Raw genomic sequence first — 13,361 nt, 5'->3', positions numbered from 1 at the left:
GAGCCTGGCAAGTATATTAATGATTAAACTTCTTTAAATTCATGTACCCAAACTTTCATTGTTGGAACCCATGGCATTCCTCTATGAAGGGAAAGGATATGATTTTTATACGATTCCATGTTTTCATAGCCTTCTGATTTTGCATCTTCATCTGTCATTTCACCTAAAGATTGTGAGTAGATAGCAGTAACTTCGTATTTCTTTCCTTCAAGCTCCATAATTTCTCCAATATCAGCATAGCGGCCATTTCTTCTAGTTGATGTCTTTTTACCAGCTAGAACCTTTTCGACGTCCTCTTGCATTGTAACCATACGTTCAATTGTACATGTTTTTGGTGGTAATGTTTGTGTCAAAGTAAAGCCTCCTCAATAGTCATATTGATATTTTAAATAGTAATTATTATTTTATCATGAAAAGTATAGCTTATGCCTCAGTTGGAGTAAAGCTACGCTTAGCAAACTCATCATCCATCATAAAAAAGGCATTACTGTCTTCATCAATGCGTTTTAGCTTTTGAATGATATTGTCGAACATTGCTTCTTCTTCCACTTGCTCATCAATAAACCAACGCAATAAGCTGATTGTGGCATGTTCCCGTTCATCCATCGCAATGTCTGACAGTTCATAAAATCGTTTCGTGACATGTTGTTCGTGTGCATATGCTTTTGTAAATGCATCAAGAACTGATTCAAAATTTCCCTCTGGTGCTTCCATTCCAGTAATCGTAGCACGGTGACCACGATCATTAAGGAAATTATAAATTTTCATTGCGTGAAACCGTTCCTCCTCAGCTTGCACAAGAAAAAAGTTAGCAAAACCATCCAATCCTTCAGCCGAGCAAAAGGCAGCCATTGCTAAATAAACATGTGAAGATTCAAATTCAAAATTTAGTTGATCATTTAACCCTTGTACTAATTTATCACTCATCATTGGCTTCATCCTCTTCCTTAGTAAAATTTACCTCAATTATTGTAACATAGAATATTACTTGGAAGTAAATATTAATACTTTCGCTCATTTTTATACATCTTTCTGAGAAATATTTTTTCATGAAGATAGACAAGAATTAGAAATCACTGTATTATGATCTGATGAAAATATTTAGGAGAGATCAAACATGAGAAAAATGATTTCAGTTTATTTTATGGTACTATTCCTTTCTTTATTAGTCGCATGTAATGGGGCCGAAATTCCTGAAGTAAGTGATAAAGACGCAACGAAACAAGAAAGCAGTGAACAATTAACTGTACATTATATCGATGCTGGGCAAGGGGATGCGACGTTACTAGAGGGTCCTGATTTTACAATTCTGATTGACACCGGACGACATGATCGTGATGATGTGGTTCCATACTTACAACAAAATAAGATTAATGAAATAGATTTGTTAATTGCTACTCATCCGCATGCGGATCATATTGGTCAACTTGATAAAGTGATGCAATCTTTCACGGTGAATGAAGTATGGATGTCAGGTGACACACATACGTCAAGAACATTTGAAAGAGCAATTGATGCAGTCTTAAGCAGTGAAGCAACATATTATGAACCAAGAGCAGGTGAAGTGTTTGAAATTGGTTCAGTTGTTCTCGAAGTTCTTCATCCACATGAAATTGATGGTGATTTGAATGAAGGTTCAATTAGCGTTCGAGTCACTTATGGAGACATTCGCTTTTTATTTACAGGAGATGTTGAAAAACGTGGCGAAGAAGAAATGATCAAGCGTGGGCATGACCTTGATGCAAACATTCTTCAATTAGGTCATCATGGATCGAGCACGTCCTCCACAACCGCTTTTCTGCAAGCTGTACAACCTGAAGTTGCCATTTATTCTGCAGGTCATGATAATGATTATGGCCACCCACATCAGGAAATTGTCGCACGTGTTCAACAATTAGGGATTCCTCTATATGGAACGGATGTTCACGGTACAATTTTCATAACGACTGATGGAACGACTTATGAGGTAAACACTGAAAAAGAAGGAAAATTATCTAACGAAGAGAAAATAACAACAAATGCTAACTGTGTTGATATTAACTCGGCAAGTATCGAAGAGCTGCAAAGTATTATCCACCTTGGAGAAGAGCTTTCTGAACAGCTTATCTCTTTACGACCTTTTGCTTCAATGGACGAATTAACAAAGATCAATGGTATTGGCCAAGGAAGACTGAAAGATATTAAGAATGAGAACCTTGCTTGTGTAAAATGATAGGAGGGAGCTTGTTTGAAAGCTGTATTTGAGCGAATTGTTGATGGAAAAATAGCAGTTATTCTAGTAGGTGAAGATGAAAGGGAATATACGTATCCAATTCAATCATTGCCAGAAGGGATACGTGCAGGTGATCATCTAGAAGTTGTCATCGATGCGGATACTATTACCGATGTAAAGGCAAGTGCAAGTGAAACAACAGCTGCAAAGGAGCGGATGAGTGACAAGATGAAGCAGCTGCAAGCACGAAAGGAAAGCCGTTTTAAAAAGAAATAATAAGCAAACCGCATCTAGGGGATGTCATTTATGAGACATCCTCTTCGCGTATTTTTGGTATGCAACCTGTTACCTATTATTGTTGTGATGTAATTAATTAGCTTGTTCATCAATCATGATGGTAACCTCTAGTTGTTTTCTTCCAAATTCAAGTGCGTCATCAAGCTGTTCCATATAAATATCAAGTGTTTTTCCTTTTATGGCACCCCCACGGTCTTTGCAGGTGAACGTTTCATTCAAATATGGAATATACACTTTTGTACCAAAAGGTAGTTCTGGAGGACATGCAAGAGTATCTTTTTCCTTTACATATTCACCTGATGCAGTAATACGATAGGCAGGATGATCTGGTGTTTTTCCAGTGCTTTCAGGACCAGCGGTATACGCTGTGACTTCATATATATCAACAATGCCATCTTGAAAATTAAATGCCATCATTTGTTTACTTGTAAAGTAATCATTTATTGTATAATACAGAAATACGGTGATAAATAGAATCATTGAGAAAATGGCAGTAAGGACTAACTTCATTACCTTGTAACCCCTTTAATAGTAATAGGTACAAATAATTATATCAGGTTTTTAATGGAAAAAATGAGAAGAATTATTGAAAGAAAAAAGCTACTACCAAATTAAACTTGGTGAGTAGCTTTTACATTTAATGATCTAATGGATTTGTAATACATAGAATAAAATCGCAAAAAAATGAGTGATAGACCCGCCTAAAACAAAAAGATGCCAGATTGCATGATGAAAACGAAATCCTCTCCAAATATAAAAAATTGTACCTAATGTATAGAGGGCACCACCAATAACTAATAGAACGACACCATTATGATGTAATGTTTGAGTAAGGGGTTGCCATGCCAAAACAATCATCCAACCCATAATGATATAGAACATTGTTGAAAGGAACAGAAATTTCTTTGTGAAGAACGATTTAAAAATCACCCCAACAATCGCGATACCCCAAATAATACTGAGCAATGTCCAACCTAGTACTCCTTTAATCACAACAAGCAAAATCGGCGTATAGGTTCCAGCAATAAATAAATAGATGGAGGAGTGATCAAAGATTTCAAATAAATCTTTCACCTTTCCATCTGGGAAACTGTGCACGAGTGTAGAAGAAAGATAAAGAAGAACCATTGTAATGCCATAGATCGTAAAACTGACAATGTGCCATGGTGTTCCATTTAAACTTGAAAAGACGATAAGCAGCACTAATGCAGCTACACTTAAAACAGCCCCCAATCCATGGGTAATGGCATTTGCGATTTCTTCTCCTTTTGTAAATGTATGTGTATTTCCCATTTCTCAATTCCTTTCAAATGTAGGTAATGTAATTCCATTATTACACAGTATGTAAGAAATTTCTATTTTTCTTTCTCTTAATAATTGTAATAAAACGTTACTAGTTTGTTTCTCTTTGGCCTAATGTGTGTATGTTACACTAAAATAATAAATTCGTGATTGAAGATTTTCAAAGAAAGGCAACTAATGACGCTCTTCAAGCTGCAATCAGCTTAGCTGAAAAAGAGTCTTTACCATTTCAAACGAAAATACGTTATGGTGTGCCTTCGATTGAAATTAGCTCTGAAGCAAATGAGGGAAACTATCGTTGTGTTATTTTGGGTTCAAGAGGGATGGGACCGGTATTAAGTAAATTTGGAAGTGTCAGCTATGGAGTGTTACATTTAGCACGATGTCCAGTAACCATCATACCAGCCAATTAAACCCTGTTAATGCACACAAAAATGTCAAATAATGTTGTTGATAATCTCCAACTAAAATGAATTAATTGATAATGGGTTATTTTTAACATATTCGTAAATAAAGAAAACGACACGCTCAAATGTTGAGCGTGTCGTTTTCCTTTCCTTAATTATGTATACATTCGGCACAATTAAGATCTCAGAACCCTTATTTTTTATCTTGTAACATGAGTGAGATTACGATTCACGAACTGTTACAAAAACAAAGTAAGCTAGTGTTAGGAATGCTACGACGATTAATAATGGATTTGTACTTGCAGCTTCTGTACTACCACCACCACCGCCAGCTGCACTAACTTGTCCAGCAAGAGTTAATGCTACAACTAAAACTGTAATAAATGATACAATGCTGTTCTTAAGTTTCATTAGGAACCTCCCTATTTTCTACCAGTAAATTTAATAAATAATACCAATAGTCATATTATAGATTTTACTCGTTAATTAATCAATAGCTGAACTTTTTTAAAATTACTTAACAAGATTTGCTGTTAATAAATAATCATTATTTATTATCATCAATAACCATTCATTTAATAAGAAATAGGTTGTTGGAAAAAAATGCTCTAATATTATCTTGTGATATCACATTGCTATTATTGTGATATCATTCGCTATATATCGAGCGGACAAGCGGTATTCTCCTTTTTTGTGACATGCGTCATTGATGTCATCGATATTGACCGCTATGCTTAATATAATATTATTACTGTTTAAATAGTTTTAAAAAGGGGTTGAGCAAATGGTTAAATGGTGGTCAGTGATCAACATTTTTTTCATATTTGCTGTTTTTATTTGGAGCTGGCAAAAGGATGTACCTTCTACAGTGATTATGACTGGTCAGGGAATTGGTCAAATTGCTTTGTTGTTTTTTCTTTTAAATGTAAACATGTACTTTGTTTTTTTGATGATCCGGAAAACAAAAAATCGTAAAACAAAAAAAACACTAGCCGTCATTTCGAGAAAAACAATGAAGCTACATATCCCAATTGCTATAACAGGTACCGCATTAATTTTACTGCATGCAACATTAATGATAAGTTACCATACAATTCCACTTACAAATTTTAAAATGGTGACTGGCTATCTGTCATTTTTTATATTGGTTCTATTATTACTAACAGGTTATCGTCGTCATATCAAGGCTTCAGGATTTAGGAGAAAATCGCATATTTTTATGGCGTTTACTTTTTTGCTAATGGTGATTATTCATATTTTTAATTAGGGAAATTAACAAATTAGTGATGGTCATCACGGGAATTTATCTTGATCTCGCTTATACTTAATGTATAAAAAGAGAGGGAGTGGATCGATATGTTAGAAGTAGTAAGAGAAGAGAACAGAGTCATTGTAGACGTTCGCGAAAGAATTTTAAATGGTGAACACCCACGTGCAAAAGTGATGGCAGTAGCTGCTGAAATTAAAGAAGGGGAAGTGTTTGAAATCCATGCACCGTTTGTATTACCCCCATTAATCGGTTTATTACAAGAACAAGGTTTTAGAGTAACAATTGATGATTCAGTCAGTGATGATATTAAAATTTTTGCGTTTAAAGGGTAAATTGGCAACATATTGCTATGTTATCAATGATAAAAAAACACACTATTCTCATTGGGATAGTGTGTTTTTGTTGTCTTTGTACGAATTAAACTCTTGTAATCAAGAAGTTAACATCGGAAATCAAAAGCGTGCTATAATAAACATTAATTTATTAAAATGTTTGAAAATAGTCATAAACCTATCATTAAGTTGATTGATAGGTTCTTTTACTATACAAAGGGTGATGATAGATGTATACAGCAAGGATAGAAAGGAACGTAGCAATGAACAAAATTCAGATTGAAGATATTATTATTGCACATCATGTGTTAAAGGATGTTACAACACATACGCCATTACAAAAAAATGAGATTTTATCAGAGCGGTATAACTGTAACGTTTATCTAAAGCGAGAGGACTTGCAGGTTGTTCGTTCGTTCAAAATACGGGGAGCTTACAATTTAATTCAAAGTTTATCAAAGGAAGAAACAGCAAATGGTGTTGTTTGTGCCAGTGCCGGAAATCATGCTCAAGGTGTTGCCTATTCATGTAAAGCACTTAAGATTAAAGGGAAAATCTTTATGCCATCGACTACACCAAGACAAAAAGTATCACAAGTTAAATTGTTCGGTGCCGATTATGTTGAGGTCATCCTTACAGGTGATACATTTGATGACGCTTTTAATGAAGCGATTAGCTACTGTAATAAAGAGAAAATGGCCTTTATTCATCCATTCGATAATTATCATATAATCTCAGGCCAAGGGACAATTGGAATGGAGATTATGGAAGATGCGGAAGATCCAATTGATTATGTTTTCTGCAGTATTGGCGGCGGAGGTTTAGCATCAGGGATGGGTACCTACATTAAAAGTATCAGTCCGCAAACAAAAGTCGTTGGTGTTGAGCCAGAGGGTGCAGCATCGATGAAGGAATCAATCGCCCAACAAAAGGTTGTACAGCTTGAGCAAATTGAGAAGTTCGTTGATGGAGCAGCAGTAAAAAAAGTCGGACAATTGCCATTTGATATTTGTGAGAAGCTTCTTGATGATATCATCTTAGTGCCAGAAGGAAAGGTTTGTACAACAATATTAGAACTGTATAATCAAAATGCGATTGTTGCTGAACCAGCTGGTGCATTACCAATTGCTGCACTCGACTTTTATAAAGATCAAATAAAGGGAAAAAACATTGTTTGTGTCATTAGTGGAGGAAACAATGATATTGGCCGTATGCAGGAAATAAAAGAGCGTTCAATGATTTATGAGGGACTTCAGCATTATTTTATTGTCCATTTTCCACAGCGAGCTGGTGCGTTACGTGAGTTTTTGGACGATGTACTTGGTCCAGACGATGACATTACAAGATTTGAATATACGAAGAAAAACAACAAAGATAACGGGCCTGCATTAGTAGGAATTGAATTGAAAAATCGAAGTGATTATGAGCCTTTAATTAAACGTATGGAGAAGAAAGGTTTTCGTTATACAGAAATAAATAATGATCGGAGTCTTTTTAACTTACTTATTTAAAAGTGAAACTCGTACGAGCATAACAACTTCCATCAGGTTTCTGTATGGAGGTTGTTTTTTTAGACCGGAAAATACATAATAATGTAAAAAATAATCGTGAATTTATATAGTATATTGATAGTTTTAATGATATTCTAAGCATAATTATCGTGTGAATGTATGGAGGTTATTACACTATGTCAAATGAAAAAGGAATCTTACTAGAAAGCGGGACAAATGAACTTGAAGTGATCGTATTTTCAATCGGAACAGGAATCTTTGGCATAAACGTAATCAAAGTTCGTGAAATTATTAATCCTTTGCCAATTACTAAAATACCAAATAGTCATCCAAATGTTGAAGGAATTATTCGTTTACGGGAAGAAGTATTGCCAGTTGTAAATCTTGCAAAGGTTATTAATTTTCCATCATCACCCAACCCTGAAGAAGATAAGTTTATCGTTGCAGAATTGAATCAAATAAAGGTAGCTTTTCGAGTTCAAACCGTTTCAAGAATTCATCGTATTTCATGGGAACAAATCGAAAAGCCAACTGACCTGACTCAAGGGCTTGAGGGTATGACGACAGGTGTAATAAAAATGGATGATATGATGATCTTATTATTAGATTATGAGAAAGTAATAGTAGAAATTAGTCCTCAATCGGGAATTTCTGTTGATCGCATCAAGTCATTAGGTCTGAGAGAAAGATCAATGAAAAAAATCGTTATTGCTGAAGACTCACCTATGTTAAGGAAATTACTCGAAGAAACATTGCACGAAGCCGGGTATGTTAACCTTCAGTTTTTCGATGATGGAAGAGCAGCATGGGATCATTTAGAGAAAGTGTCGGTTGAAACTGCTTCAGTAACAGACGAAATTCAGTTAATTATTACCGATATTGAAATGCCTAAAATGGATGGTCATCATTTAACAAAGCGAATTAAGTCTGATCAACAATTAAATCAGATACCAGTTGTTATCTTCTCCTCTTTAATAACAGAAGATCTTCACCATAAAGGGATAACAGTAGGTGCAAATGCACAAGTTAGTAAACCAGAAATCGTTGAATTAGTTAAAGTAATTGATGATTTAATTTTATAGGAGTTAAAGAAAAGTTTTTGGAACCGCTGAGAAATCTCAGGGTTCTTTTTTTATCTTGGGGATGAAAAATTAAAATAGTATGTAAATTGAAAAAAAGGCGAAATGTATTAAAACAGTATATTGACAATCACACTCTGTTATATTACAATTTAAATAACTTAAAAACGGAGGGGATACAGAATGACACCAAATAATTTAATTACACCAAGTACTGAGTTTTTTAGAAACCTGCCGCCAAAAAAGTGCGCAGAATGCGGGAATAATATTGATGAGCAGCACGACTGTTACTCACATCAATGTGAGAACTGTTTACAAAAAGGATAATAATCTATTGTTGAAAAAAGATCTGTATTACAACAGGTCTTTTTTTTGTTTAAGAAATCTTTTTTTGTACCAATAATATTTTTTGATAAATATTTTTAGAGAAACTAGAAAAATATGATAGATACGATACAATAAAAATAAAGACATTTATAACCGTAAAGGTATGGTGATCGTATGGATATAAAAAAGTTTGTAACACCAGAAATTATTTTCGGCAAAGGTGCAATAGAGCAGGTAGGAGAAAGTTGTCTTCGTCTTGGAGCAAAAAAAGTACTCATTGTTAGTGATGACGGTGTGATCGATGCAGGCTGGCTAGAAAAAACGATTCATTGTTGTCGGCAAGTAGGGTTAAATTATGCGACATTTTATAATATTACAACGAACCCTAAGGATTTTGAAGTTGAAAAGGGTCGTCAAGTGTATGAAGCAGAAGAGTGTGATGCTGTAATTGGAATCGGAGGCGGAAGCGTTTTAGATGTCGCCAAGGCAATTGCTGTTGTAGCTACAAATGGTGGAAACATTTCAGATTACGAAGGTGTAGATCAAATTGACGTACCGTTACCACCGATGATCATGATATCGACAACTGCCGGATCAGGCTCGGAAGTTTCGCAATTTTCTGTTATTGTTGACTCGAAAAGACGTAAGAAAATGACAATTATTTCGAAATCATTAGTCCCGGACATTGCGATTATTGATCCGTATACACTTACAACGAAAAATCATGCATTAACCGCAGCAACTGGGTTAGATGTGTTAACTCATGCCATTGAGGCCTTTGTTAGTGTTGCATCAACACCTTTAACAGATGTTCAAGCAAAAAATGCGATTTCATTGGTAGCTCAATACTTACGACCCTCTGTTGCATCGAGGACAAATGAGGAAGCAAAAACAGCAATGGCAATGGCAAGTCTTCAAGCAGGACTAGCCTTCTCAAATGCTATTTTAGGGGCTGTACATGCAATGAGTCACGCTGTTGGTGGACGGTTTCCTTTATCACATGGTGAAGTCAATTCCGTTCTACTACCATTTGTCATGGAATTTAATTTTATTGCAGCACCAAAGCACTTTTTATATATTTCTGAGTTAATGGGTGTCGATGTGCGTGGATTAACGGAAGTAGAAGCAGGAAGAAAGGCTATTGAATTAGTAAGAAGATTAGCAGAGGATATAGGTGCACCACAACGTTTGTCTGACATGGGTTTAAAAGAAGAGTATATAAAAGAAATGAGTCTGATTGCAATAGAGGATGCTTGTATGATTACAAATCCTCGGGATATTACTGTAAAGGATGTAGAGTATTTGTTTAGTCAAGCTTTTTAACAGTAAAACTAGGAGGATCTTTATGCTTAAGAATAAACAAAATATGATTGAGCTACTAACAGGTGTTAAGGCTTCCAAGCGTAATTATTACACAGAGCTTAAGAAAACGATTATGCAGTTAGAGAAGAAAAATATGAAGCTCGAGATTATTAATGACGTGATGAAAAATTTTAATATTAATATGTCGATGAATGATATGCTTAAAAATGTCATGGACAAGTTAAAAACCATATATACATTCGATCGTTTAAGTCTTTCAATTTACGAAAATAGTCAACTTATCCTATCGAATGTTTTTCCTACTGATTCCTTTTATGTAAATGTAGGTGAACCTTTGCCTAAAGATAATTCTATTTACTGGAAAGTTATAGAACAAAAAAACCCAATTCATTTTTGTTTAAATGAAGGAGGAGACGTTCTATCAGACATTGAAAGAGTAGCATTACAAAATTTGAAAATTCAAAGTATTCTTCTTTTCCCTCTTGTCAGTAAAAAGAAAGTCATTGGTGTATTAAGTTTTGGCAGCAAACAAGTAATTGAATGTGAGGAAACAGATGCTTCGTTTCTACAGCAGTTAGCTGACCAGCTTGCTGTTTGCATTGAAAATGCAAGATTATATAATGCTGTCTTAGATGGGAAGAAAGAGTGGGAGGAGACGTTCCGAGCAGTTGAAGATATGCTTGTTTTTATTGATATGTCTCACACAATTTTGCGTTTTAATGATTCAGTTTCTAGCTTTTTTGGTCTGGCTGCTAACCATTTATATGGGAAAAACTACGAATACCTTTTTCGGGACGCGATAAAAACCGAAGAGATTTGCCCAGTTGAAGAGAGTTTTCGGACAAAGAAAAGGGCTTATTCACAAATGCATTTTAAAAGTAAGTGTATTTGTGATGTCTATACGTATCCAGTGTTTAATGATCAAAATGAAATGTATGGTGTTATTTTGTATATAAAAGATGTTACAGAAAAGCTTCATACGGAAGCACAGTTAATTCAGTCAGGGAAGCATGCCGCCTTAGGAGAAATGGCTGCAGGGGTTGCTCATGAGTTAAATAGTCCATTAACCGCTATATTAGGAAACTCACAGTTACTTTTAAGGGAAGTAGAAAAGACGGATCCCTCGTATAAGTTACTTGAGGATATTCGTAACTGTGGTGATCGCTGTAAAAATATCATTCGAAACTTGTTAACCTTTTCAAGGCAAGATGAATATTTACCACAAGAGTGTTTGGTTAATGATGGTGTCGAACAAGTGCTTAGCTTAATAGGTTATCAAATTGAAAGGCAAAATATTACGATTTCCGCTTGTTTAGATGAAAATATTCCAGTTATTGAGGCTAATCTTCAACAAATTGAACAGATCATTATTAATTTCCTCCTTAACGCTAAGGATTCTTTTGACGGATGTAGTAATGAAAAAAACAACAAGATTACAATAGAAACTGGCTTAACAAGTGTGGATGAAAGAGCGATGGTTTATTTATCCGTTACTGATACCGGAGCAGGGATCAAAGATGAAGACTTATCTGAAATTTACCGCCCGTTTTATACGACTAAGCAACAGGGGAAAGGTACTGGTCTCGGTTTATCGGTAAGTCTTGGGATTGCGAAAATGCACGGTGGCATGATTGATGTTAGAAGCCAACTTGGACATGGAAGTACATTTACATTGTTACTTCCGGTCAGTGATATGAATAACGAGTGAAGGGTGGTCGTATGAAAAAGATTCTAATCATTGATGACGAGCGTGAAGTAGGTAATTTTTTACATCATTTTTTAACGAAGAAGGGGTATCAAGTAGAAGTTGGTTACAACGGAAAACAATTTTTGGAATTAATTGATAAGAATACGTTTTCTTTGGCGATGATTGATGTTAAATTACCAGACACGAATGGTTTAGACATACTAAAGCAGTTAAAAGAACGGCAACCAAGTTGCAAGGTCATTATTATGACGGGATATAGTACGGTCCAAACGGCAGTTGAGGCCATAAAAATAGGTGCGACAGATTATATAGAGAAACCGTTTGACAGCCTCGATCAGCTTGAATCATTAATTGACGAGATGCTATTCAATGATGTTTCAACAACAGAAGGTGAGGTAAAACAATTATCTGAACGCATAGGATTTGTTATCGGGAACAATCAAGAGATCAAACATTTACTGACAATGGCATATAAAATTGCACAAAAAAATATTAATGTCCTAATTCAAGGGGAGACAGGTACGGGCAAAGAGGTGTTAGCTAGGTTTATTCATGAAGCAAGTCAAAGGGTAACACAAAAATTTTTAGGTGTGAATTGTGGTGCTTTATCTGAGTCTTTATTGGAAAGTGAACTTTTCGGTCACGAAAAAGGTTCGTTTACTGGAGCCACACAACTACGAAAAGGGTTATTTGAAATGGCTAGTTCTGGTACATTATTTCTTGATGAGATCGGAGAAGCTTCACATGCCATTCAAGTAAAATTATTGAGAGTATTAGAAACGAGAGAGTTTATGAGGTTAGGTAGTGAACAAACCTTACGTACAAACGCTCGGATTATCGCAGCTTCCCATGTAAACCTAGAACATGCAGTAGAAGAAAAGAAGTTCCGTGAAGACCTATTGTATCGCCTGAATGTAGTAAAACTAGAAATTCCGCCATTACGGGAAAGAAAGGAAGATATCCCAACCTTAGTAAGTTACTTTTTAGAAAAGTATGGTGCGGTGAACGTTGCTTTTACGAATGATGCCATTGAAAAGCTTTCTAACTATAACTGGCCAGGTAATATTAGGGAACTTGTGAATGTCATTACAAGAGCTTTAACGCTTGCTGAAGGTGAGACAAATCAAATCACTAGCGCTTATTTACCTAGACAATTACTAGCTGTAGCGCAACCTAGTAATCCTGTGATTGAGGATCTAGCGCCCCAAAAAAATGCCGAAAATCCCATTTTTACATCAGACGAATTAAAACACTACTTATGTCATTGGAATGAAAATATAGTTTCTTTTTGGGAAAATGAGGACAGTATCTCATTAGATCAAGTTACTTCGAAAATTAAAGAACTTGAAAATAATATGACAAAAGCCTTTATTACGAGGGCACTAAGAGATGCATTAGGAAATCGGAAGGTGGCTGCAAAACAGTTAAACATTTCACAACGGCAACTACGATACCTACTAAATGAAAAAAAACACTCTACCAGATAACTTTTAAGGGAGAGTGTTCTTTCATTTTTTATAAGAATTTTACAAAATTAGCGTAGAGATTACGAACAATATTTATACAATCACAACGATTTAATCATCGGGAAGT

Annotated in this window: 16 protein-coding genes; 11 read left to right on the top strand and 5 right to left on the bottom strand. The window is 35.2% G+C overall.

Annotation, left to right across the window (positions count from 1 at the left end; translation table 11 throughout):
* Positions 1 to 23: 23 nt before the first annotated feature.
* Both ACJ2A9_RS01830 and ACJ2A9_RS01825 read right to left on the bottom strand, forming a co-directional pair.
* Positions 24 to 311: an ASCH domain-containing protein gene (locus ACJ2A9_RS01830; protein ID WP_441420383.1), complete on the bottom strand. Its 288-nt coding sequence runs from the start codon at positions 309 to 311 to the stop codon at positions 24 to 26.
* Positions 312 to 423: 112 nt separating this feature from the next.
* Entirely contained in the window at positions 424 to 930 is a 507-nt protein-coding gene (locus tag ACJ2A9_RS01825) for a ferritin (RefSeq protein WP_441419894.1), read from the bottom strand.
* Positions 931 to 1,117: 187 nt separating this feature from the next.
* Here ACJ2A9_RS01825 and ACJ2A9_RS01820 point away from each other — a divergent pair, with 187 nt between their 5' ends.
* Positions 1,118 to 2,212, top strand: a complete 1,095-nt coding sequence (locus ACJ2A9_RS01820; RefSeq protein WP_441419893.1) for an MBL fold metallo-hydrolase — start codon at positions 1,118 to 1,120, stop codon at positions 2,210 to 2,212.
* Positions 2,213 to 2,227: 15 nt separating this feature from the next.
* Positions 2,228 to 2,488 (top strand): DUF3006 domain-containing protein, encoded by a 261-nt coding sequence (locus ACJ2A9_RS01815; RefSeq protein ID WP_441419892.1) that lies wholly within the window; start codon positions 2,228 to 2,230, stop codon positions 2,486 to 2,488.
* A 93-nt stretch (positions 2,489 to 2,581) separates the two neighbouring features.
* Here ACJ2A9_RS01815 and ACJ2A9_RS01810 read toward each other — a convergent pair whose 3' ends face one another.
* Together ACJ2A9_RS01810 and trhA are read right to left on the bottom strand one after the other, a co-directional pair.
* The gene (locus ACJ2A9_RS01810; protein WP_441419891.1) at positions 2,582 to 3,019 is read right to left on the bottom strand and encodes a 3D domain-containing protein; all 438 of its coding nucleotides are present in this window, start codon (positions 3,017 to 3,019) and stop codon (positions 2,582 to 2,584) included.
* 135 nt (positions 3,020 to 3,154) lie between these two features.
* Positions 3,155 to 3,802, bottom strand: coding sequence for a PAQR family membrane homeostasis protein TrhA (trhA, locus tag ACJ2A9_RS01805; protein ID WP_441419890.1), 648 nt, complete (start codon positions 3,800 to 3,802; stop codon positions 3,155 to 3,157).
* Between the two features lie 155 nt (positions 3,803 to 3,957).
* Here trhA and ACJ2A9_RS01800 point away from each other — a divergent pair, with 155 nt between their 5' ends.
* Entirely contained in the window at positions 3,958 to 4,224 is a 267-nt protein-coding gene (locus tag ACJ2A9_RS01800) for a universal stress protein (RefSeq protein ID WP_441419889.1), read from the top strand.
* A gap of 216 nt (positions 4,225 to 4,440) precedes the next feature.
* On the opposite strand, the gene ACJ2A9_RS01795 is transcribed toward ACJ2A9_RS01800, so the two are convergent.
* Positions 4,441 to 4,629, bottom strand: a complete 189-nt coding sequence (locus tag ACJ2A9_RS01795; protein ID WP_441419888.1) for a hypothetical protein — start codon at positions 4,627 to 4,629, stop codon at positions 4,441 to 4,443.
* Between the two features lie 373 nt (positions 4,630 to 5,002).
* Here ACJ2A9_RS01795 and ACJ2A9_RS01790 point away from each other — a divergent pair, with 373 nt between their 5' ends.
* The 8 genes from ACJ2A9_RS01790 (at position 5,003) to ACJ2A9_RS01755 (ending at position 13,255) form a co-directional block, all read left to right on the top strand.
* Complete coding sequence (locus ACJ2A9_RS01790; protein WP_441419887.1) at positions 5,003 to 5,485, top strand: hypothetical protein; 483 nt, start codon at positions 5,003 to 5,005, stop codon at positions 5,483 to 5,485.
* 89 nt (positions 5,486 to 5,574) lie between these two features.
* Complete coding sequence (locus tag ACJ2A9_RS01785) at positions 5,575 to 5,820, top strand: amino acid decarboxylase (protein ID WP_441419886.1); 246 nt, start codon at positions 5,575 to 5,577, stop codon at positions 5,818 to 5,820.
* Positions 5,821 to 6,083: 263 nt separating this feature from the next.
* Entirely contained in the window at positions 6,084 to 7,331 is a 1,248-nt protein-coding gene (gene ilvA, locus ACJ2A9_RS01780) for a threonine ammonia-lyase IlvA (RefSeq protein WP_441420382.1), read from the top strand.
* Positions 7,332 to 7,507: 176 nt separating this feature from the next.
* Entirely contained in the window at positions 7,508 to 8,413 is a 906-nt protein-coding gene (locus ACJ2A9_RS01775) for a chemotaxis protein (protein ID WP_441419885.1), read from the top strand.
* A 180-nt stretch (positions 8,414 to 8,593) separates the two neighbouring features.
* Positions 8,594 to 8,737, top strand: a complete 144-nt coding sequence (yhfH, locus tag ACJ2A9_RS01770) for a protein YhfH (RefSeq protein ID WP_441419884.1) — start codon at positions 8,594 to 8,596, stop codon at positions 8,735 to 8,737.
* Between the two features lie 174 nt (positions 8,738 to 8,911).
* Complete coding sequence (locus tag ACJ2A9_RS01765) at positions 8,912 to 10,060, top strand: iron-containing alcohol dehydrogenase (protein ID WP_441419883.1); 1,149 nt, start codon at positions 8,912 to 8,914, stop codon at positions 10,058 to 10,060.
* A gap of 22 nt (positions 10,061 to 10,082) precedes the next feature.
* Entirely contained in the window at positions 10,083 to 11,768 is a 1,686-nt protein-coding gene (locus ACJ2A9_RS01760) for an ATP-binding protein (protein WP_441419882.1), read from the top strand.
* An 11-nt stretch (positions 11,769 to 11,779) separates the two neighbouring features.
* Complete coding sequence (locus tag ACJ2A9_RS01755) at positions 11,780 to 13,255, top strand: sigma-54-dependent transcriptional regulator (protein ID WP_441419881.1); 1,476 nt, start codon at positions 11,780 to 11,782, stop codon at positions 13,253 to 13,255.
* The last annotated feature ends 106 nt before the right edge of the window (positions 13,256 to 13,361 follow it).

Source organism: Anaerobacillus sp. MEB173 (genome assembly GCF_052119505.1).
Classification (GTDB): Bacteria; Bacillota; Bacilli; order Bacillales; family JBJMAU01; genus JBJMAU01.
This window is presented reverse-complemented; position numbering and strand designations above follow the sequence as displayed.